Genomic DNA, 21,130 nt, shown 5'->3' with positions numbered 1-21,130 from the left:
TTTCGGGTTTTCAAGCGGACGGACTATAGCAAGGCGCTTTACTGTTTGAGCCTATTTATTCACAGAACCAAAAAGTTTTAGGAAAGACCTTATGACTGTTCAAATCTCGACCCTCGCCAACGGCCTACGCGTTGCCACTGACACCATGCTGGATGCCGAAAGCATGGTCATTGGCGCGTGGGTGGGCGTCGGCACGCGCCATGAGCCATGGAGCGCGAATGGCCTTGCCCATCTGACGGAGCATATGATGTTCAAGGGCACAAAGCGCCGCTCGGCTTACGCCCTCTCCAAGACTATCGAGAAGAACGGCGGGGCGATGAACGCCTACACAACCCGCGAGGAAACGGCCTACTACGCCCGCGTCCTTCCCGAAGATGCCGACCGCGCCGCCGATATCATCGCCGATATGCTTCTACGATCCGTCATCGATGCCAAAGAACTTGACCGCGAACGTCAGGTCATCATCCAAGAAATCGGGCGCGACCGCGACACGCCCGAAGACTACATCTACGACCTAATGCACGAAACCGCCTTTCCCCGCCAGAAAATAGGCCGCTCTATCCTTGGAACCGAGGACGTGATTGAGCGCCTGCCACGCGAGAAAGTTGTGGACTACGTCGGCAAGCACTACCATGCGGGGAACATCGTCATCGTCGGCACAGGCAAGATCGCGCATGATGAGCTGGTCGCCCTTGCACGGCGCTATTTTGGCCGCCTGCCCGCTGGCACGCCCGCCAAGCATGAGCCTGCGCGGATCAAAAGCGGCGATCTGCGCCAGCAAAAGGACAGCGAGCAGCTCCACCTGATGATGGCCTTTCCGGCCCCCAGCCTGCACGCCAAGACAGCGCCTGCGGCGGGGCTGCTTGGCACGCTTCTGGGCGGCAGTTCGTCCTCGCGCCTCTTCCAAAAAGTGCGTGAAAAGCGCGGCCTTGTGTACAACATCTCGACCTATCACGCGCCATTTCAAGATACCGGCCTGTTCTGCCTTTACGCCGGAACCGATCCCGCCCGCGTAAAAGAGCTAATCCCCGTCGTGTGCCGTGAGCTGCGCGACGTGACGACCCGTGTGAGCGCAAGCGAGCTGAACCGCGCCAAGGCGCAAGCCCGCGCCGACCTTCTGATGGGACAGGAAAGCGTCATGCGCCGCGCCGAGACTCTTGGCCACCACGTCCTGACCTATAACCGCTCGATCCCGATGGCGGACACGCTGGCGCAAATCATGAAGGTCACCGAGGACGAGATCAAAACCATCGCGAGCAAAATCCTTTCGCGGGCACCCGTCTTCACCGCCCTTGGCCCCACGGACGGTATTGAGCCTTACCGCGCCATCCGCGAGCGATTGGTTTAAGCAGCCTCTCCCGTCATCGCGAGGAGGCCTCTTGGCCGACGTGGCGATCCATCTCCTGTATTGGCAAAGAAGGACTCTGATGAAATGTTCAGGAGATGGATTGCCGCGCTCCTTGCAGTCACTCGCAATGACGTGAGGGAAAGTCTTTTCCTTCAATCCCCATTAGCGCGCGCGCGAAGTCGGCAGCATCGAAGGGCTGCAAATCCTCTACGCCCTCACCCACACCAATCGCGTTGATGGGCAGCTTAAACCGATCCGCCAGAGCAACCAGCACGCCACCCTTGGCGCTGCCGTCCAGCTTGGTCAGCACCAGCCCCGTCACGGCTGTCAAATCGCGGAACACCTCAACCTGCGCGTGGGCGTTTTGCCCCGTTGTCGCGTCCAGCACCAACAGCGTCGCATGAGGCGCTTCGGGATCAACCTTCTTAATCACGCGGCTAATTTTCGAAAGCTCTTGCATCAAATCGGCCTTGTTATGCAAGCGCCCCGCCGTGTCGATTAGAAGCACATCGATGTCCTCACGCTTGGCTTTCTCCAAAGCCTGATAGGCCAAAGCCGCCGCATCACTGCCGTCCGCGCCCGTGATGACCTCGCAACCCGTCCTCTCGCCCCACACTTGCAGCTGGCTGACAGCCGCCGCGCGAAACGTGTCGCCCGCAACCATCATCACGCTTAAGCCCTGCCCGTGAAACAGACTAGCCATCTTGCCAATCGTCGTCGTCTTGCCCGCGCCGTTCACGCCGACCATCAACACAACATACGGTTTTTTGCTCTCATCGCGCACCAAAGGCTTCGCGCAAGGCGCCACGATCGCCGCAATCTGCGCGGCCAAAGCCTCCCTCACTTCCTGATCCGTAATCTCTTTGCCAAAGCGGCTCTTGCCAAAATCGGCAACCAGCCGCGCCGCAACAGAAGGCCCCATATCGGCGGCAATCAAAAGCTCTTCCATTTCCTCTAGCACAGCGTCATCCAAGCGGCGCTTGGTAAAAAGCCCCGTAATCCCGTCGCCGATTTTCGCGCTAGAGCGCGTCAGCCCGCCGCGCAACCGCGCCAGCCATCCTGTTTGGTTCGTCATTTTGTTTTGCTCTCTCTTCCCACCAGTTTCTCGCCGTCACGCGCCAAAACCTCTACCTCGATCACACTGCCCACCATCGCCGAAGTCTCAAGCCGAACTTCGGCAAAGGTCGGCGTGCGGGCCAACATCGGCTGCTCGACATGCGCCGCAACGCGCTGCCCCACAATCCCCTCCAAGTGCCGGATCATAGCAGCCTGCCCGACTTGCCGCAAACGGGCGGCGCGGGCGCGGCGCACCTCCATCGGCACTTGCGGCATCTTGGCAGCGGGAGTCCCAATCCGCGCAGAATAGGGAAACACATGCAGCCACGTTAAATCCAGCTCTTCCACCAAGGCCAACGTACCCTCAGCCATCGCATCTGTCTCGGCGGGAAAACCCGCGATCAGATCCGCGCCAAAAATAATATCGGGACGCGCCGCCCGCGCCCGCTCGCACAAGGCCCGCAAATCCTTGACCCTATGCCGCCGCGCCATACGCTTTAGCACCGTGTCATCGCCCGCCTGCAAGCTTAAATGCCAATGTGGCATCAGGCGAGGCTCATGCTCTAAAAGCCACCACAAATCCTCATCAATCGCAGCGGGATCCAGAGAGGAGAGCCGCAGCCGCTTAAGCTCTGGCACAGCGGCCAGCATCTCGCGCACCATCGCGCCCAGCGTCGGCTTGCCTGCCAAATCCGCGCCATAAGAAGCAATGTCCACGCCCGCCAGCACGATTTCGGGAAAGCCCTGCTCTACCAACGTCTGCGTCTGGCTGATAATCGCCGCCGCGCTAACCGAACGCGAAACGCCGCGCCCATAAGGAATAATGCAATAGGTGCAGCGATGATCGCAGCCGTTTTGCACCTGCACGAAGCCGCGCGTCAGCCCGCCCGCAAACCCACTTACAAGCGGTGCGATGGCCTGCCCTGCCCGCTGAATATCCTCAACCACAACCCGCGCCTGCCCCCCCCTTTCGGACACAAGAGAGGCATACGTCTCGGCCTTCAGCTTTTCATTGTTGCCGATGACATGATCGACCTCATCCAACGCAGCATAGCGTTCGGGATGAATCTGCGCCGCGCAGCCCGTCACGATAATTGTGGCCGATGGCTTTTCGCGCCGCGCCTTGCGGATGGCTTGCCGCGCTTGCCTCTCCGCCTCCGCCGTCACGGCGCAGGTGTTGACCAACACGACATCGCCAAGGCCAGCGCTTTGCGCAAGGGTGCGCATCGCCTCGGACTCATAGCTATTGAGCCGACAGCCGAACGTGATGATGTCAACAGTGTTCGTCATAAAACCGCGCGAGAAAAAAGCGCCTGCAACGCTTTTACTTACCAGCCACAAGCGTCTGCGGATTAGATCCCGACTCGTCGTCATCGCTTGAGAACAAGGCACTAACGGGGGGCGGCGTGCGACGCGTGACTTCGGCCTGCGGCATGTCTTCCCGCTGCTCGCTCACGCGCTCAGCTCTTGGCCTTGCCGATTGAGCTTGAGGCTGGGGCTGCTGCCCCTCGCCTGCAGCCGTTGGCTGTGAGGCAGGAGCATTTGGCCCCTTACCTTCCGGCGTGTAATAGTTCGAAGGCATATCAGGCTGCGAACCAAAAGGCGCTTGAGGCTGCGCTGGTAGCTGTGTTTGTGGCGACGATCCGCTGCCGCCGCGTTGATGTTGTTGTTCGGCCGTTGTGGCCTCTTCAATCGCTTCCGTCACGCGGTAGTAGTGTTCGGCATGCTGCAAATAGCTCTCAGCCATAACGCGGTCGCCCGCGCTGGTCGCATCACGCGCCAAGGACTGATATTTCTCGTAAACCTGCCACGCATTGCCGCGCACGCGCACATCGGGCCCATTGCTGTCAAAGGACTGATGGCGAAGCGAGGCTGCCGAACGGGGGCGATTATCGCCACGCATCGAATTGTTGTTGCCAGAGGATTGACGGCCTTCATTGCCGCCGTTGCTGCCTCCGCTGCTAGGATGGCGGCTGCGAGGGCGGCGCGTACCTGAACTGGGCTGTCTTATGCTGTGATTTCTATCGTTCATTGTTTTCTCTGCTGTCTTTCTAACTTGTCGTTTTTTTTCAAAAGGAGCCACGGTTCTTTCCACGCGCTCCAGCGGCTCATAGCCGCGTGGCCTTCCGTCATTTCTCTCTGACGAGCCTCACAAGTGACTTTCTTCTTAACCTTTTCAGTGCGTCAGAACAACCCCTTTTTTTAACCTTATTCAAAATTGGGAATTAGGGTAAAAACGTCGCTCCCTTCGTCATTCCCGTCTCTCCCTTCGTCATCCCCGCGAAGGCGGGGATCCAGCGCCGAGCGTCCGCGAGGCGTATGAGTCAAAAAAAATTGCGTTTTCTGCGCATTTTCGAGTTATGCGCGCCGTAGACACGGCGCAGCTGGATCCCCGCCTTCGCGGGGATGACGATCAAGAAAAACGCCGTCCCCCCCTAAATGCTGAATGCCGAATCCTGAATGCCCAACTAATCAATCTCTTCCTCATCCTTGGTCGCCGTAGAATCGGGATTGACCAGCACCTTGTCCACGCGGCGGCCATCCATATCCACGACTTCAAAACGCGAGGCTCCCCACTGGAAATGATCGCCAGCGGTAGGGATGCGTCCCAGCTTATCGATCATAAAGCCCGCGAGCGTATGATACTCGCCGCTGTCATGCAGGTTTTTGACACCGATGATCATCTCAACCTCATCAACAGGGGTCATACCATCGATCAGCCAGCTTCCATCCTCGCGTTGCACGGGCTTCTCGTCACTCTCCTGCCCGCCATCGGGCAACGCGCCCGTGATGGATTCCAAGACATCCGTGGCCGTAACCAGCCCCTCGATGCTGCCATACTCGTCGATAATAATCGCCAAATGCTGGCTGGATTCCTTGAACAGATCAAGAAGCCGCAAAACCGAGGTCGTATCGGGAACAATCAGCGCCGGACGCATTGTGGCCTGCACATCAATCGGCTCGCCTCGTAAAAGCATGTTCAGCAAATCCTTGGCATAAACAATGCCTAGGATTTCTTCCATATCGCCCCGCGCCACGGGAAGGCGGCTATAGCCGCTGGCGCAGATTTCCTTGATGTTCTCTTCAACCTTGTCTTCGATGCCCAGCCACATCATATCTATGCGCGGAGTCATGATGGTGCGCACCGTCCAATCCGCAAGGCGCATCACGCCTTCCAGCATTTCCTTTTCGGCCTGCTTAAAGACGCCTTTTTGCGTTCCCTCGGCGATCAGATCCTTGACCTCTTCTTCTGTGACGGATACAGCGCTAGAGCCATGAAGCCTTATCAGACGAATAAACAACTCAGTCGATTTATTCAAAACCCACACAACAGGTGCTGCGCCCTTGGCCAAAAAATTCATCACAAGCGCAACGGGAACTGCGATAATTTCGGCATAAGCCAGCCCTAAGCGCTTGGGAACAAGCTCCCCGATCACAAGGGTCAAATATCCAACGATAGCCACAGTCCCCACAAAGGCAATTTCTGAACCATAAGGCGCAAAAACAGCAAATTGATTCAAGAAATCGCCAAGCGGCTTGGCAAAGGTCGCGCCGGAAAACGCGCCTGTCAAAATACTGTTAAGCGTAACCCCAATTTGAACCGTAGAGAGAAACGAATTGGGATGTTCGGCCATTTCCAAAGCAAGGCTCGCGCCACGGCTTTTCTTTTCCTCAACCAACTTGCGCAAATGCGCACGACGCGCCGACACAATGGCCAACTCAGCCATCGCAAAAAAGCCGTTCAAAAGCAAAAGCAGGAGAATGATACCGATATCGGCTAACACAGCGTCGTCTATCTCATCGTTATGGGTCTAAGGGATCAAAAAGCCCGTGGCTCTCTTCATTCCCCGCATTGTCTTTACGGCGACAACGCGTCATACTGTAGCGGCTTGTCCACGGGAGTGCAAACGGTATGTCAAAAACTGCGCAAGAACGCTATTTCAGTCTGCTATCCCTCGCGCAGAGCGGTGATTTCGCCGCCGCCAACGAAGCCTTGCGCAAGGCGCTTTTGGCGACGCCCAAAGACCCCAACCTTTTGCATTTAGCCGCCCAAGTGGCCGGGAGCCTGAAAGAGACCGACCGCGCCATCGTCCTTTACCGACGCGCGGCAGTTGCCTATCCGCACTGGTTCGAAGCGACCATGAACCTTGCCCGCATTCTGTCCTTGCAAAACAAAAACGACGAGGCCCTCGCCGCCCTCAAGGATCTGGCCCCCCACCATCCCCAGCGTCCTGAGATTCCCGAAGCGCAAGCCAAGCTTTCGCAGAGAACAGAAAACTTGCCTCATGCCATCGCCTTTTGGCAAAAAGCTTTGGCCCTGCGCCCCGATAATCCCGAAGGACGCGGACAATACTTATTTTGCTGCCGCCAAGTGTGCGACTGGCGGGAAGCGCCCGCCCCCGACTCCTCCCTCTCGCCGAACATTACGGCGATTTTGTTCGACGATCCGGCTTTGCAACGCGCGGCGGCAGAACGCTATTGCGCCAAGCATTTTAACCGACTGATGCCGCTTCCTCCCCCGCCTCCTTATGCCCACAAAAAGCTGCGCGTCGGCTATCTCTCCTCGGACTTCCACGCGCACGCAACCTCGTGGCTGATCGCGGAACTTTTCAGCCTGCATGACCGCGAGCGTTTCGAAATCTATGCCTATAGCTATGGCATCGAGGACCACTCGGCCATTCGTGAGCGCCTGCGCCATGAGGCCGATCATTTTATCGAACTTAACGCCCTGACCCCCTTGCAGTGCGCCGAGCGTATCCGCGCTGACGAAATCGACATCCTCATTGACCTAAAAGGCCACACCAGCGGCGCAAGGCTCGACATCCTCGCGCATCGCCCAGCACCGCGCCAGATGCATTGGCTGGGCTTTCCGGCCACAACGGGCGCACCGTTTATCGATGCGTTTGTCGCGGATTCCGTCACCGTCCCAAGCGGCAGTGAGCGCTATTTCACCGAAACCGTCTTACGTCTGCCCCACACCTATCAAATCAACGACCGCCAGAAAAAGGCCAGCGAGCCTTTATCCAAAAGCGCCTATGGCCTGCCCGACAAAGCGCTTGTGCTGGCCAGCTTCAACCAAACGTACAAAATCACGCCAGAGATTTTCTCTGTCTGGTGCGAGGTGCTGCAAAGCGTGCCGGATTCCGTTTTGTGGCTTTTGGAATCCAACCCCTTTGCACCCGATGCCCTGCGCCAAGAGGCCACCAAGCACGGCGTCGATCCCACACGCCTTCACTTCGCGCCCGCCGCCGCGCAAGAGGATCATCTGGCGCGATATGGCGTTGTCGATCTGGCGCTGGATACCTTCCCTGTCGGCGGGCATACGACGACCAGCGATGCCCTTTGGTCTGGTGTGCCCGTCGTGACCATGGCGGGGCAAAGCTTTGTCAGCCGCGTCGCCGCCAGCCTCCTTACGGCGGCGGAGCTTCCCCAGCTTATCACGACCAACCTCGCCGATTACAAAGCGCTGGCCTTGCGCCTTTCCACGGACCATGCCGAGCGCAAGGCGCTCCACAACCACCTCACGCAAAAGCGCCTCTCCCTGCCCCTGTTCGACACGCCCCGCTTTGTGAAAGATTTTGAAGCGATGCTTATCGCGGGGCACTGAAGCGCCCAACAAAAAGGCCTCGCGTAGCCACGAAGCCCCCTTCTTCCCTGAACTCTGCGCTCTGGCCCCTGAACTCTGATTCCGGACACAGCTCCGCACAGCAATGTCAATAGCAGAATCATCCCATCGAGTCAAGGAAAAACGCATTTAAGATAAAATATATTTCGTTCATTATCAATGTGTTACGTATTTTATGGCACAAATCACTCAGAAAAGAAACGTGGCTCCCGCTTTCGCGGGAGTGACGATAGATAGGTAAAATTAAACACAAAGCCCGTCATCCCCGCGAAAGCGGGGATCCCGTTTGTTTTCTTTTTTCTTTCTCGGATTAGTTCATAGGCTCATAGGTATTATTCAACTCCAAAAGATTTTTTACTAAAGATATTTCCAGCGTGTATTCATCAGACGGTCCATTACTGCTGGGTTCCCAAACGGTCACTAACTCTCCAACCTTTATAATTTTTTCATGCATATTCGTTTTATGGAAACGGTCATCCTCTTCTCTTGCAGCACCCAGATCAATCTGGCCATCAGAAAGCAAAACTACGGGATAGCGATTATCTGGTTTACTAAACTCTCCCCACAAGCCAAAAAATGGGACTTTCTTTAGTGGTTTATTTTTAGCATCAACGACAATATCGAACGTGTAGTCATCTATTGAGGCATACTCACGATCTTTGTGTTTAAGATGAACGCGCAACACAGGCATGATGTTTTCTCTTTTGTTATTAGACTATTATTTTTTTAGAACACTTGGTTACGCTTCCAGCGCCTTAACAACGTCCTCGCACATTTTCTTGGCATCGCCAAAAAGCATCATCGTGTTGGGGCGATAGAACAGCTCGTTCTCCACGCCCGCATAACCGGTCGCCATCGAGCGTTTGATGAACAACACAGTCTTAGCTTTCTCCACGTCCAAAATCGGCATCCCGTAAATGGCTGAGGTCGGATCAGTCTTGGCCGCCGGATTGGTCACATCGTTCGCGCCGATCACAAAGGCCACGTCGGTCATACCAAAATCGCGGTTGATCTCGTCCAACTCCAGAACTTCGTCATACGGCACGTTGGCCTCAGCCAACAGCACATTCATATGGCCGGGCATCCGTCCCGCAACGGGATGAATCGCATAACGCACCTTCACGCCGTTGGCTTTCAGATGATCCGCCATTTCACGCAGCGCATGCTGGGCCTGCGCCACCGCCATGCCATAGCCGGGAACGATGATGACACTCGAAGCATTCTTCATGATAAAGGCCGCGTCTTCGGCTGAGCCCGCCTTGACAGGACGATCCCCCCCCCCGCCATGAGCGCCCGCGCCCGCCGCTGCATCGCTGCCAAAGCCGCCAAGGATCACATTAAAGATTGAGCGGTTCATGCCTTTGCACATAATGTAACTCAGGATCGCGCCGGACGAACCGACGAGCGCGCCCGTGATGATAAGCAGCGGGTTTTCCAGCGTAAAGCCCGTAGCCGCCGCCGCCCAACCCGAATAGGAATTGAGCATCGAAATCACGACAGGCATATCCGCCCCACCAATCGGCAGGATCAGCAAGAAGCCCAGCAGCATCGTCACGCCGACTAGGCTCCAAAATACAGTGACCGATTGCCCCAGCACAAGGACAACAATCAAGAGCAGCGCCAAAACGCCAAGCCCCAAATTGACATGGTGCTGAAAGGGAAACACAAGCGGCTTGCCGCCGATGATACCTTGCAGCTTGGCAAACGCGATGATCGATCCCGTAAAGGTGATCGCACCAATCGCCACGCCAAGCCCAATTTCGATTAGGCTAGAAAGGTGAATGCGTGAGCCTTCCATCATGCCAAAGGCTTCTGGCTGCATCATGGCCGCGCCCGCGACCAGCACCGCCGCAAGACCCACCAGCGAGTGGAACGCGGCAACCAGTTGGGGCAGCGCCGTCATCTTGATCTTTTTGGCGACCAAAGCGCCAATCGCGCCGCCAATCACAATCGCCACGGCGATAAAGCCATAGGACGTCACCTGCGGCAAAAGCAGGGTCGTGACGATGGCAATCGCCATACCGATCATGCCGAACTTATTTCCCTGCTGCGCCGTTTCAGGCGAAGACAGGCCGCGAAGCGCCAGAATAAACAAAACGCCCGACACCAAATACGCCATTGAGATCAAAGAAGCTGACATGGCTTTACGAACCTTTTTTCTTGTACATATGAAGCATGCGACCCGTGACGATAAACCCGCCAAAGATATTGATGGATGCCAAAACGACGGCAACCAATCCCATCCACGCCGAAGGAGTCAGCTCTTTTAAGCCAGCCGCCACAAGCGCACCGACGATGATCACCGAGGACACGGCATTCGTCACCGCCATCAGCGGCGAATGCAGCGCGGGCGTGACGCGCCACACGACATAGTACCCAACAAAACAAGCCAGCACGAACACCGTCAGTCCCGTGATAAAGAAACCATGCGCCCCACTGGCACTCCCGCCGCCGTTCAGGGCAAGATTTTGGGCTTGCTCCATCAAGGCGCTGGTGGCATCGGCCAACTTTTGCTGATCCCCAGCCAGACGGCTTAACCCGTCCAAGAGTGTTTGTGTTTCCATGGTGACTTCCCTCGTGAACGAGACTTACGGTTTTACTTTTGGTGGAATAGTTTTCTTGGCTGGCTCGGACGGCACAATGACATCGGCTGGCGCGGGCTCTTCCACCGGAATAACGATATCCATCTTTTCCTGAGGCGCAGCGGGAGCCACCGTCGCAGGAGCAGCAGGAGCCGCCGCTGGCGTCTGCCCAGCAGCAGGAGCCTCATTCGAGGAGGCATTGCCCTCTGGCTGCGTGATGCTCAGCATACCGGGCGCAACGCCGTTGATCTGAACCACGGGGCCTTTACGCAACATCGAAATCTCATAGGCCATGTTGTCGTTGCGTTCCTTCAAAAGCTCGACCTTCAGCGACAAAAGATTGGTCGTATCGTGAAGACGGACGATATATCCCGCGAAAACAATAAACAAAATCGCGCAACAAATAACCGATATGGCAAGGCTTGTGATCCACTGTGCAACGGCGTAGTTAGGCATCGAAGGTGACATTTCATCGTTCGTCATTTGGGTATCCTCCCTTAAGTCAACGCGATCAGATGGATTGGAAATGGGAATGCACGATGCCGCCGCCGCGCGTCAGGGTCACCGCTTTAACGATCTCATCTTCCCAATTGACGTCCAAAGCGCCACCCGCCTTGGCTGACAACAGGGCCACATAATTATACACGTTCCGCGCATACAAAGCCGATGAATCCACCGCAATGCGCGAGGGCATATTCTTGTATCCAACGATCTTGACTCCGTTATAATCAACAACGGATCCAGCCTCACTCACTTCGCAATTACCGCCTTGTTCAACGGCCAGATCAACGATAACGCTGCCCGTTTTCATGGACACCACCATCTCCTTGGAAACCAGCTTAGGCGCAGCGCGTCCGGGAATCAACGCCGTACAAATCACAATATCCTGCTTTTTAATCGTCTCTGCGATAAGGGCGGCTTGCTGGCGCTTGTAATCGTCACTCATTTCCTTGGCATAACCGCCAGAGGTTTCCGCCAGCTTCGTTTCCTCATTCTCGACCATCACGAATGTCGCGCCAAGGCTTTGTACTTGCTCTTTAGCCACGGGGCGCACGTCGGTTGCCGACACAATCGCGCCAAGGCGTCTTGCCGTCGCAATCGCTTGCAGCCCCGCCACGCCAGCGCCCATCACGAAAACGCGAGCCGGAGGAACCGTTCCCGCCGCCGTCATCATCATGGGAAAGGCGCGGCCAAAGACAGAGGCCGCATCCAAAACGGCCTTATATCCCACCAAATTGGATTGGCTAGAGAGAACATCCATGCTTTGCGCGCGCGTGATGCGCGGCATCAGCTCCATCGCCATGGCGGTGACATTCTTGGCGGCATAGGCCTTAAGTTCCTCACGCGCCGCATAGGGATTCAGCATCGCAATCAGCGTAGACCCATCGGGAAGGGCTGCAATTTCATCAACGCCCTCGCCCGCGCTCATCGGGCGCTGGACTTTCAGTACAATATCAGCGCCTTGCATAGCGGCCTGAGCCGAAGGCGCAACCACCGCGCCCGCCGCACCATAGGCCTCATCAAGGTAAGACGCTTCAATGCCGCAATCAGACTCCACGGCAACATCATAGCCCAACGCCTTAAACCTTTTAACGGTATCAGGCGTAGCGGCAACGCGCATTTCAAGGGGGCGACGTTCTTTTAGGACAGCAATTTTCATGGCAACCATGGGTGAGGACAGGACGGAATCAGAAAGACTACGGTTAACTTGCCCTATTTCCGCAGGGCTGTGAAGGGGGTTGTTCTTCGCCCCGCAATCACTTAGCCATAACAAACAAAAACTCTCTATTGGGGCTTTCGGCTTCTTTTACCCATTCGTGAGTCCAACGCATTTCAGCCATTACATTTCTTTTATAATCTATTTCAACAACCTCAAGAAGGTCTCCCCCTTTATTAATAACCTCGCTTATTTCTTGAGCTGTCGCGCGCCCAGACGAGCTATAAGACAAAACAATATATTTTGCCTTTGTTTTGTTAATAAGCTCTTCTATAGCTTCAACAACCACAAACCGCCCAGACGCCCCTCTGCGAAAGTCCTCAAAAACTGAACCCGCTGTTGTATCCGATGTATCCAGCCGTCTATTAACTTTTCCAAAAAGCGGTGGCCTGTCATTAAGACAGACTGTCGTCCATAAATGATAATAAGCAGAATAACGAACCCTAGAAGGAGGCATCTTTTCGTTATTAGAACCATAAGGTGGATCGTAATAGGCTAAATCGACATCTATATCAGGTAAAAGATCAAAAATATCCTTTCTGTAAACCTTATGTTTCTTTTGTGGAGCTAATAATCTCGGCACTGTTAAAATCATTTTTTTATAAGAACGTGACGACCACGCATTAAGATAAGAAGCAAAGTGCCCCATCGTGCTATCAACTTCATCAAGAGCGTGAATGAGGCTTGTGATGAGCACGGCACGCTCTACCTCTGATATATTAAGCCGACTGATTTCACCTCTGATTGCATCAAGACGACGCGTATTATGTACCTGCCAAGGCTTCTTAAATCCATCCACGCCTATGGATAGGTTATCTGAAGGTTCCCCACCATAGTGCTGGGTAAACCAACCATCTTCAGGGGGGAGATTGTTGAGATGATCTATAAACGGTTTATAATGGTTTCGACTATGCGTGTTTTCTAAATAACACGCCGCGAACACCTCTGACCATATGGCGCGATCATTGGCAATAACGGAGTAACCATCCTGAGCAAAAGCCTGAGATACCCGTGTGGTTCCAGAAAACCCATCAAGAACTAGATCAACATTAAGGGGGCGAATAACTTTTAGGATGTTAGGAATTATTTTTAGTTTAGATCCAGCATATTTTATGCCCTCAGTGAGGGGAATGTAGGTATCTTCTTTTGTAAACAAATCAAACATTGGGCAAACTTCCCAATGTTGAATTTCTTTTTTGTTCTTCAATGTCCGTTTTTAGTTTGATAAGAGCCTCTTCATGTCCCCGTGCTGTTGAAAGAAGGGCGTGAGAAAACAATTTTACAAGCACTAAATTGTGCGAATATGAAATCCATCCGTCTGTCACGCTATCAAAGTATGCCCTGCCGTTTTTGGTGTGAGTCCAAAGCCCACGCTGCAACGCGTTAGCTGTTCCACTTCCATAACGGACTTCGCAAATATAATTCTCATCTTGATTATAAAATCTATAAACAGGATGTTTCCTACCCTTTCCAACTTCTTCAAGAATGATCTTTTTTATGTTTTTCTGGGCAAGCTCGTGATCAAAAACGAGAATATTACATCTCTGCTTTTTTTCATCATAAATAAGTGGGAGAACATTAAGCTGGCTAAAAACTTTAAAAACTGGATCAGCCCAAAGTTTAGAAAGCTTCTTTTCCCCCTCAATCGTATGCCCAAGTTCTTCAAGCTTAGGAAACATAAGAAAGTGTTTATCTGTTGATAATTGTAAGGGGCCATCGCCATACGCTTTAAGGCTTATGGGGAACTCGGCTTTAGTAAGCTCATTAATGACCTTTATATCTTCCTCATGTTCTTTTGCCCTATAAAGGTCTTTGCCAACATGAACAGACTTAAAGTCATACATGTATTGGTTTATAAACTCTGCAATGGCTATCTCAGCCAAATCACCATGCGTTTTGTTTCCTATAAGGCGCATTGTAAAAATATTGCTCAACGTGGTCGTGATTAAATGAGGGTTCTTAGCTATCAATAATTTTAGACGAGCTGTAAAATCTTTGTAAGGAGTCATTATCTACATACCATTTTATCAGGTTATGTTATCCACACGGATGACCCTCCTAACTTGCCCTATTTCCGCAGGGCTGTGAAGGGGGAAAGGACAGAATCTTGCTTTTGCTTAAGCAATTTAAGGTCAAACCCGTCCGTCATCTCATGAAACAAGGTGTGCCAGTTGGCCTCGGCCCCTAAGCGCAGGAAGACGCCGCCAAGGCCGACCGAGGCGCGGTCCATCAAAACGAAGGGGCGCGGGACGGAAACGCCGCCAATTTTTTTCAACTCACCATAGACTTGGGATGCCACCGCGCGTCCCGCCGCCGTCGCGTTCGTCTCGGCCATCGCGGTGACACGATCCTCAAGGAACGGCGCATAGACAAACCGCGCCCAATGACCCAGCGCCGCCACCAAAGCCTTAGACGGCTTTTCAAAACCCCAAAGCCTGAAGGCCTCCACCAGCTCGGCCTCGTCATCCTCGCGCAAAGCCGCATAGAGCATGATGATGGCCTGCACAAATTCGGGCTTAAAAACGCGAATACACCCAAAATCAAGCAGGTTGAGGCTGTTATCAGGGCGCACCGTGTAGTTGCCCAAATGAGGATCGCCATGGATCACGCCATAGGTATAAAAGGGCTTGTACCAAGCGCGGAAAAGCGTCTCGGCGATCTTGTTACGCTCGGCTTGCGAGCGCGCCTTGATAACCTCGTCGGTCAACTTCTCACCTGCCATCCATGTCATCGTGAGAAGGCGCGAGGTGGACAGCGCGGGCACAGCCTTGGGCACATGAACATCCTTCACGTCCGCTAAAATCTTGCCGTAAAGCGCCATGTTTTGCGCCTCACGGCCATAGTCCAACTCTTCGCGCAGACGCTCGGCGATTTCCGCAAAGGCCTCGCCCGTCATCACCGCGCCACTGAAGCGCTCAAACAGCCCAAACAACAGTTTGAGTTGCTGCAAATCCGCCTCAACCACCGATCCCATGTCGGGATATTGCAACTTGCAGGCCAAGGCGCGGCCATCCTTACCCGTCGCCTTGTGTACCTGCCCCAGCGAGGCGGCGGCGCAGGCCATAGGCTCAAAACTTTTGAAAAGGGATTGCCAGTGCGCGCCCAGCTCGACGGCCATGCGGCGGCGCACGAAGGGCCAGCCCATGGGCGGCGCATCGGCTTGAAGCGTTGCCAATTCCGCCGCAACTTCACGCGGCAAGAGGTCGGGGATCACGGCAATAAGCTGCGCGATTTTCATCAGAGGGCCTTTCAACCCACCCAGCGCGGCGCGAAGGAGCGCGGCTTCAAAAGGACTGTGCGCCTTTCCGCCCATCGCCCGCGCCACCGCGACCCGCACACCCACCTGCGCTGCTTGCGCCGACACGGAAGCATAGCGCCGCGCACGCTTTGGCAGGCTGCTACGCTCTTTTTCTTGGGGCTTATCCGTGGAAGACTTTTTCATGACCGCGCTATCCTAGGCCAGCGCTACGCACAAAGAAAGAGGCGAGGCGTCAAATGTCGCACAAGACTCTACGGCTCATACCGCGGGAAAGCATTCCGGCCACGAACCTTCATCTTTTTTAAAGCCATAACCTCAATCTGCCGTATTCTCTCGCGCGTAACACAATACATCTTCCCAATTGCCTCCAACGAATGTTCTTTGGCGGGAAGATTGGGATTCAAAGGATCAGACAGACCATTATGCAACGCGATAACACGGGCTTCCTTGGGCGTTAAACACGCCATTACCTTGCTCAAAACTTCTTTTTGTTCCTTGGCATAAAGAACCGCAAAAGGACTTTTTATTTTATCACAGGCAAACTCGCGCGGACCATCATCGTCGTTGCCTTTCGGCACATAGACAGCTTTGGGCATACGATGAAAAGTTTCCAGCATCGCCGCCGTGATGTCGATCCCTTCCTCTTTCATCAACTCTGCCATTTCCTCTGGCGCAGGATAAACGCCATGTTCTTTTTGATAGCGCATCCGCAACGCTATATAGTTTTTATGTTTTCTAACGGCATGCGTGGGAAGACGGATGGTCAGCGCTTCATCATCCTGCGCCCGCATAATTCTTTGAACGATCCATCTCTTGGCATAGGTTAAAAAGACGCTGCGTTCTGGTATCCATTTCTCAAGCGCCATCAAAAGGCCATCGTTACCAGCTTGATAACGATCCTCCTTATCCCAGACCTCATCGTGGTTGGGGTTCATTTTAGAGGCAAGGCTATAAACAAAGCCTTTGTTGGTGGTGACAAAATAATCTTCAACGCTTTTTATCTCCGCCTGTGCCGCTTTCATTTCCGCACATGCCTGAGGATATTTTAAGGGCAGAGAACTTTTATCAATCGCGTGGCTGAGTTTCCACCAATCCTTTTTCTTGAAATAAATACCCATGATCTGGGCAGCGATCATTTCCCTCAATATATCAACATAATCCTGCTCTTGCTTTCCACGACCACCGACAGACTGACATTCCATAAGCGCCGCACAATCGTCACCAATGACACGGCAAAGAGGCAACACATCCTTTGAGGTGACTTCATTGGGATTCGACGGGTTTTGATTATAGTGGCTTAAGGCCTTATAGGTATCTCCGCGCACAATGACATGGTTAAAGGTCACGGATCCATCGGCCACACCAGCATACCATTTTTGTATGGTTTTAAGCGCGTGAGGAATTTGCAAAAGCGCATCAACCATCTTCCTCTGGGCGGTGATCATCCGATTGAACTGCGCCAGATTCTCCGCTTTTCTTATTTCGGGATCCAACAGATCAAGGCTTTCGGCATCTTTTACCGCTTCTTTTACCACCGCGTTAATATAACGGTCATCCAACGCTAAATCGCCAGTGCCAAGGATCACACCTTCGGCCTCATCAGAATCCGCTTCAACGCACTCCTCCTGATCAACAGCCACGTCCTCATCCCCTCTAAAGGAATAGGTGCCCTGTTCATAGACATCATCATCTTCCGAAAAGGGGGGAGCAGTAAGGAAAAGGGAAACATCTTGCGCTTGATCTAAAATTTCGGTCATAGGAATCTCATACAAAATAAGGGAGGGGTTATCATTTTTTCGTGCGTCAAACTTCTCATGGTTTCATGAAGGTGGCGGATTTTACCACAGCCACGCCCCACAAAACAAAAACAAAGAGAGATGGTTTATAGTTTCATAAAAATGAAGTTATTTGAATGGGTTATACCGATCCTCTTATAAACTTATCCACAAAAAATAAGAAAACGGGATCCCCGCTTTCGCGGGGATGACACTTGTGGGTTGATATTAAAAATAAGACCGTCATTCCCGCGCCCTCGTCCCGCCGCTCTTGCGGCGGGCGAAAGGGTAAGGCGGGAATCCCGTTTAGTTTCTTTTTTTCTATGAGTCACTTCATTGGTTCACTGGTATTAGCCCTGCCCCGCCAGCCTATCACTGGCCGCCTCTAGCTCTTCCTCAAGGCGGTGCATCATGGCCGAGCGCGAAAGGCCCGTGGGGATCGGCGGCAGAAACTCAATCGTCACCACGCCCTTTTTCTTCAAAAAGCTGTTCTTGGCCCATAGGAGACCAGAGTTCAGCGCCATCGGCACAACCATCAAATCCAATTCTTGATACAAGGCCGCAGCGCCAACTTTATAGGGTTTATGGGCGCGAGGCTTCACGCGCGTGCCTTGCGGGAAAATGACAATCTTGCGCCCCGCCTTCACGGCGGCGCTGGCGGCCTTCTTCATGATGACCAGCGACGACGCGCCGCCCTTGCGGTCGATGGGGATAAGGCCAGAGGCCTTGGCAAACCAGCCCCATATGGGAATATAGGTCAGCTCTTTTTTGAGCACGATGGCAGGATCATAAAACAAAACATTGAGAAGACACGTCTCCCACGCCGATTGGTGCTTGGCCGCGATGATGCACGCGCCGTCGGGAACGTTCTCCCACCCCTTGATGACATAATCGATACCGGCGATTTTCTTCGCCAGCCACACAAACGTGGCTTGCCAAAAACGTACGACGGTGACGACGTAACGTTGAGGCAACAAAACAACCCAGACAAAAAGGATGGTTGGGACGGTAACCCAGAACAGAAAGACCACATTAAACGCGATAGAGCGCGCCCATAATTCCAGTTTTTGCATCAGTAAACCCCAAGCCACAGACAGACCGTAGCGAAAAGATATTTGTTATATTCCCCGAACAAAAGGCTGGCCGTTCCAACGCGCCGCCACCACGAGGCTAAATCGACGCTATCGGGCAGAACAGGAAAAGGCGTGATCTGTTTATCGGGCATAGCGCTTTTGAAAAGCAGCAAACTGCGCGGCATGTGGTAATGCGCCGTCACCAGCGTCAGCGTGTCGTAGTGATTGTCATCCATAAAAGCCTTCGTCTCAGCCGCATTGCCGCGCGTGTTGCCCGCCTCGCGCCCCAACACGACGCAACACGAGCGCAAATCGTCCGACAAGGCGCTGGCAGGCAGCAAAGAAGCTTCCTTCACGCTCGCATGAACGCCTGAAATCAAAAGCTTTACGCCCTTGCCTGCCTTAAGAAGGTCAAGCCCCGCCACCACGCGCTCGCTCCCACCCGTTAGCACGACAATGGCTTGGGTTGGGGCAAGGGTCGCATCAATCGCGGGCTGGCGGTAAGCCTTCACCTGATCAACAAAGGACAAAAAGCCAAGGCTCCAGCTGGCCAACACCGCGCCAAGAATAAAAGCCAAAAGAGTCTTTTTCTCAAAGAATATCATCCAAGCCGCCTTAGATGTTTCAGCAAAGACACACGCGCCGCCATGATAGCAAGGCCCGTCGCGCCCACGGGGATCAGGGTCATCATGCCGCCTACGGTGACCCATGAAAGCGGCGCGATCAAGGATAATCCGCCCAGCGAACTTAACATAAACACCAGCATCGCCAGAGTCAGAACCGCCAAAGCAAAGCCGATGAGCGAGGCGGGGATGGCCAGCGCTTGAATATGCTTTTGAAACTGCTTGGCAATCGCGTGATCGGGCGCGCCCATAAAGTACAAAAGCTCAATCGTATCATGCTGCACCACCAGCGCAGCGCGGCACACGACCGAGATAACGGTCACCACCGCAAAGCCCGTTAAAATTAACATCACGCCCGCGATAACGCCCAGCCCCGTCAGAAAACCGAACAACTTGCCCATCCAGCTGGCGTGGCTGTAGACCTGCGCCTCGCCCGCCTGTTTAGACAAAAGGCGACGCAACGCCTCCGGCTCTAGCGTCGCGCCAACCTTAAGCGATACATCCAAAAGCTGTGGCAAGGGCAGCGCGTTCAACAGCGCCTCGTCATCGATCCACGCTTGCAGCAAGCGGCGCGTCTCCTCCTCCTTGACCAAGGTGACGTCGGCAACCTCCGGCATGGCGCGGAGCGCCGCGATGATCTTCTCGCGCTTGCCCGATTTTAAAAGAGCGTCCTCATCGGAAACATAGGGGATCTCAACCGTCATCCGGCTCTGCAAATCATAGCCCCATGTCAGCGCCGTCCGCGCCAGCATCGCTTGCGCCGCCATGGCTAACGTGCCCAGATAAACCATCAGCACCATGATGATACTGAACATCAGGCCTAGGCGTTGCTGCCTAAAGGCCGACGAAAAAAGGTTGGCTGGCATTCCCATCAGGTCGCCTCCTCACGCGCAGAGATCAACCGCCCGCCCTTCAGGCGCAAGACGGGTTTGGCATAACACCGGACAAGGTCTTTTTGATGCGTCGCAAAGATGACGGTGGTTCCCATCTTGTTCAGCTCAAGAAACAAGTGCATCAGCTTTTTTGCGGACTCGTCATCCACGTTGCCTGTCGGCTCATCCGCCAGCAAAAGGCGCGGCTTGTTCACAATCGCCCGCGCTATCGAAACGCGCTGTTGCTCGCCGCCCGATAACTCGCAGGGCAGCGCGTGCAGACGGTCGCCAAGCCCCACCCATTGCAGCAGTTCTTTAACGTGCTGCTCGACATCCAGCCGCTCCGCGCCCGCAAGGCGCAAAGGCAGCGCCGCGTTTTCCAACGCCGAGAGATGCGGCACAAGCCGGAAATCCTGAAACACAATGCCAAGGCGGCGACGCAGCGCCGGATACTCATGCCGATAAAGCTGCGAGGTGTCGCGCTCGAACAGCGTCACACGCCCCTCGCTGGGCTTTTCCATCTGATAAATCAGGCGAAGGAGCGACGACTTGCCCGCGCCACTCGCGCCCGTCAGAAAATAGAACAGGCCGGGCATCAGCGCGAGGTTGATGTCGTCCAAGACCGTGCGGCCACACGGGTAACGCAAAGAAACATGTTCAAAAGAAACAAGCATCACGCGCCGCGGTTAAAGTTGATAATCGACGTCCAGAAACGCTCAACCTTACGCAAAAGGCCTATCGTTTTGTTGATTTCCTCTGAGTTCAACCCAGCCTCATCCAACATGCCGACCTGCTTTTCGAAATAGGCGCTCAGCTGCTTATGCAGCGCAAGACCCTTTTCCGAGAGCTTGACGCGCACCGAGCGACGATCATGGGGCGAGCGTTCCTGCACCAGATAGTCGGCTTCCATCATCTTTTTAAGGTTATACGAGACGTTCGTGCCAAGGTAATAGCCCCGCGCCGTCAGCTCGCCCACCGTCATTTCATCGGGGCCAAGATTATAAAGAATAAGCGCCTGCACGTTGTTGATGTCCTGAATACCGTTGCGATCCAGATCGACCTTCACAACTTCAAGAAAATGGCGGTGAACCCGCTCGATCAACAAAATGGCTTCGTAATAAGGATGGCTCACGTTCTTTCCTTCCGCTGCGCAGTGGTTTACCCGAAAAGGCTATCGATTTTCGTCTGTAAACCATTAT

General features: G+C 54.1%; 20 protein-coding genes. 2 read left to right on the top strand and 18 right to left on the bottom strand.

Annotated elements, in window-relative coordinates; translation table 11 throughout:
* The first annotated feature begins 91 nt into the window (after positions 1–91).
* Entirely contained in the window at positions 92–1,348 is a 1,257-nt protein-coding gene (locus tag WC612_03570; GenBank protein MFA6279857.1) for a pitrilysin family protein, read from the top strand.
* Between the two features lie 118 nt (positions 1,349–1,466).
* Here the strand turns inward: WC612_03570 and ftsY are convergent, their stop codons facing one another.
* The 4 genes from ftsY to WC612_03550 form a co-directional block, all read right to left on the bottom strand.
* Positions 1,467–2,423: a signal recognition particle-docking protein FtsY gene (gene ftsY / locus WC612_03565; GenBank protein MFA6279856.1), complete on the bottom strand. Its 957-nt coding sequence runs from the start codon at positions 2,421–2,423 to the stop codon at positions 1,467–1,469.
* Positions 2,420–3,694, bottom strand: coding sequence for a tRNA (N(6)-L-threonylcarbamoyladenosine(37)-C(2))-methylthiotransferase MtaB (gene mtaB / locus WC612_03560; GenBank protein ID MFA6279855.1), 1,275 nt, complete (start codon positions 3,692–3,694; stop codon positions 2,420–2,422). The genes ftsY and mtaB overlap by 4 nt, the downstream gene beginning before the upstream one ends.
* Positions 3,695–3,728: 34 nt before the next feature.
* Entirely contained in the window at positions 3,729–4,436 is a 708-nt protein-coding gene (locus tag WC612_03555) for a DUF4167 domain-containing protein (protein ID MFA6279854.1), read from the bottom strand.
* 436 nt (positions 4,437–4,872) lie between these two features.
* On the bottom strand, positions 4,873–6,189 hold the full coding sequence (locus tag WC612_03550; GenBank protein ID MFA6279853.1) for a hemolysin family protein: 1,317 nt from the start codon (positions 6,187–6,189) through the stop codon (positions 4,873–4,875).
* 128 nt (positions 6,190–6,317) lie between these two features.
* Between WC612_03550 and WC612_03545 the strand changes: the two genes are divergently transcribed.
* On the top strand, positions 6,318–8,012 hold the full coding sequence (locus WC612_03545; protein MFA6279852.1) for a tetratricopeptide repeat protein: 1,695 nt from the start codon (positions 6,318–6,320) through the stop codon (positions 8,010–8,012).
* A 328-nt stretch (positions 8,013–8,340) separates the two neighbouring features.
* Here the strand turns inward: WC612_03545 and WC612_03540 are convergent, their stop codons facing one another.
* From WC612_03540 to WC612_03475, 14 genes are all read right to left on the bottom strand, one after another.
* Complete coding sequence (locus tag WC612_03540) at positions 8,341–8,721, bottom strand: hypothetical protein (GenBank protein ID MFA6279851.1); 381 nt, start codon at positions 8,719–8,721, stop codon at positions 8,341–8,343.
* 48 nt (positions 8,722–8,769) lie between these two features.
* A complete protein-coding gene (locus tag WC612_03535; GenBank protein ID MFA6279850.1) occupies positions 8,770–10,170 on the bottom strand; it encodes an NAD(P)(+) transhydrogenase (Re/Si-specific) subunit beta in 1,401 nt (466 codons plus the stop codon).
* A gap of 4 nt (positions 10,171–10,174) precedes the next feature.
* Positions 10,175–10,594 (bottom strand): NAD(P) transhydrogenase subunit alpha, encoded by a 420-nt coding sequence (locus WC612_03530; protein MFA6279849.1) that lies wholly within the window; start codon positions 10,592–10,594, stop codon positions 10,175–10,177.
* 24 nt (positions 10,595–10,618) lie between these two features.
* Entirely contained in the window at positions 10,619–11,095 is a 477-nt protein-coding gene (locus tag WC612_03525; GenBank protein MFA6279848.1) for a hypothetical protein, read from the bottom strand.
* Positions 11,096–11,123: 28 nt separating this feature from the next.
* Entirely contained in the window at positions 11,124–12,272 is a 1,149-nt protein-coding gene (locus WC612_03520; protein MFA6279847.1) for a Re/Si-specific NAD(P)(+) transhydrogenase subunit alpha, read from the bottom strand.
* Between the two features lie 97 nt (positions 12,273–12,369).
* A complete protein-coding gene (locus tag WC612_03515; protein MFA6279846.1) occupies positions 12,370–13,494 on the bottom strand; it encodes a DNA adenine methylase in 1,125 nt (374 codons plus the stop codon).
* Positions 13,487–14,338 (bottom strand): hypothetical protein, encoded by an 852-nt coding sequence (locus WC612_03510; GenBank protein ID MFA6279845.1) that lies wholly within the window; start codon positions 14,336–14,338, stop codon positions 13,487–13,489. Before WC612_03510 ends, WC612_03515 begins: the two co-directional genes overlap by 8 nt.
* A 59-nt stretch (positions 14,339–14,397) precedes the next feature.
* Positions 14,398–15,771, bottom strand: a complete 1,374-nt coding sequence (locus WC612_03505) for an AarF/ABC1/UbiB kinase family protein (protein MFA6279844.1) — start codon at positions 15,769–15,771, stop codon at positions 14,398–14,400.
* Between the two features lie 68 nt (positions 15,772–15,839).
* Positions 15,840–17,345, bottom strand: a complete 1,506-nt coding sequence (locus tag WC612_03500; GenBank protein MFA6279843.1) for a sigma-70 family RNA polymerase sigma factor — start codon at positions 17,343–17,345, stop codon at positions 15,840–15,842.
* A 368-nt stretch (positions 17,346–17,713) separates the two neighbouring features.
* Positions 17,714–18,436: a lysophospholipid acyltransferase family protein gene (locus tag WC612_03495; GenBank protein ID MFA6279842.1), complete on the bottom strand. Its 723-nt coding sequence runs from the start codon at positions 18,434–18,436 to the stop codon at positions 17,714–17,716.
* Positions 18,436–19,041, bottom strand: a complete 606-nt coding sequence (locus tag WC612_03490) for a YdcF family protein (GenBank protein ID MFA6279841.1) — start codon at positions 19,039–19,041, stop codon at positions 18,436–18,438. The genes WC612_03495 and WC612_03490 overlap by 1 nt, the downstream gene beginning before the upstream one ends.
* A complete protein-coding gene (locus WC612_03485; protein MFA6279840.1) occupies positions 19,038–19,931 on the bottom strand; it encodes a hypothetical protein in 894 nt (297 codons plus the stop codon). Before WC612_03485 ends, WC612_03490 begins: the two co-directional genes overlap by 4 nt.
* The gene (gene ftsE, locus WC612_03480) at positions 19,931–20,605 is read right to left on the bottom strand and encodes a cell division ATP-binding protein FtsE (GenBank protein MFA6279839.1); all 675 of its coding nucleotides are present in this window, start codon (positions 20,603–20,605) and stop codon (positions 19,931–19,933) included. Before ftsE ends, WC612_03485 begins: the two co-directional genes overlap by 1 nt.
* Entirely contained in the window at positions 20,605–21,063 is a 459-nt protein-coding gene (locus WC612_03475; protein ID MFA6279838.1) for a MarR family winged helix-turn-helix transcriptional regulator, read from the bottom strand. Before WC612_03475 ends, ftsE begins: the two co-directional genes overlap by 1 nt.
* Between the last annotated feature and the right edge of the window lie 67 nt (positions 21,064–21,130).

The sequence above is a fragment of the Bdellovibrionales bacterium genome (assembly GCA_041662785.1).
GTDB lineage: Bacteria > Pseudomonadota > Alphaproteobacteria > UBA9219 > UBA9219 > UBA8914.
This window is presented reverse-complemented; position numbering and strand designations above follow the sequence as displayed.

Bases quoted from the DNA above. Each gene is read 5' to 3' on its own strand.
- WC612_03505 (MFA6279844.1), bottom strand. From the start codon at position 15,771: ATGAAAAAGTCTTCCACGGATAAGCCCCAAGAAAAAGAGCGTAGCAGC.
- WC612_03490 (MFA6279841.1), bottom strand. From the start codon at position 19,041: ATGATATTCTTTGAGAAAAAGACTCTTTTGGCTTTTATTCTTGGCGCG.
- WC612_03510 (MFA6279845.1), bottom strand. From the start codon at position 14,338: ATGACTCCTTACAAAGATTTTACAGCTCGTCTAAAATTATTGATAGCT.
- ftsE (MFA6279839.1), bottom strand. From the start codon at position 20,605: ATGCTTGTTTCTTTTGAACATGTTTCTTTGCGTTACCCGTGTGGCCGC.
- WC612_03520 (MFA6279847.1), bottom strand. From the start codon at position 12,272: ATGAAAATTGCTGTCCTAAAAGAACGTCGCCCCCTTGAAATGCGCGTT.
- WC612_03530 (MFA6279849.1), bottom strand. From the start codon at position 10,594: ATGGAAACACAAACACTCTTGGACGGGTTAAGCCGTCTGGCTGGGGAT.
- WC612_03535 (MFA6279850.1), bottom strand. From the start codon at position 10,170: ATGTCAGCTTCTTTGATCTCAATGGCGTATTTGGTGTCGGGCGTTTTG.
- WC612_03500 (MFA6279843.1), bottom strand. From the start codon at position 17,345: ATGACCGAAATTTTAGATCAAGCGCAAGATGTTTCCCTTTTCCTTACT.
- mtaB (MFA6279855.1), bottom strand. From the start codon at position 3,694: ATGACGAACACTGTTGACATCATCACGTTCGGCTGTCGGCTCAATAGC.
- WC612_03545 (MFA6279852.1), top strand. From the start codon at position 6,318: ATGTCAAAAACTGCGCAAGAACGCTATTTCAGTCTGCTATCCCTCGCG.
- WC612_03495 (MFA6279842.1), bottom strand. From the start codon at position 18,436: ATGCAAAAACTGGAATTATGGGCGCGCTCTATCGCGTTTAATGTGGTC.
- WC612_03515 (MFA6279846.1), bottom strand. From the start codon at position 13,494: ATGTTTGATTTGTTTACAAAAGAAGATACCTACATTCCCCTCACTGAG.
- WC612_03570 (MFA6279857.1), top strand. From the start codon at position 92: ATGACTGTTCAAATCTCGACCCTCGCCAACGGCCTACGCGTTGCCACT.
- WC612_03525 (MFA6279848.1), bottom strand. From the start codon at position 11,095: ATGACGAACGATGAAATGTCACCTTCGATGCCTAACTACGCCGTTGCA.
- WC612_03555 (MFA6279854.1), bottom strand. From the start codon at position 4,436: ATGAACGATAGAAATCACAGCATAAGACAGCCCAGTTCAGGTACGCGC.
- WC612_03540 (MFA6279851.1), bottom strand. From the start codon at position 8,721: ATGCCTGTGTTGCGCGTTCATCTTAAACACAAAGATCGTGAGTATGCC.
- WC612_03485 (MFA6279840.1), bottom strand. From the start codon at position 19,931: ATGGGAATGCCAGCCAACCTTTTTTCGTCGGCCTTTAGGCAGCAACGC.
- ftsY (MFA6279856.1), bottom strand. From the start codon at position 2,423: ATGACGAACCAAACAGGATGGCTGGCGCGGTTGCGCGGCGGGCTGACG.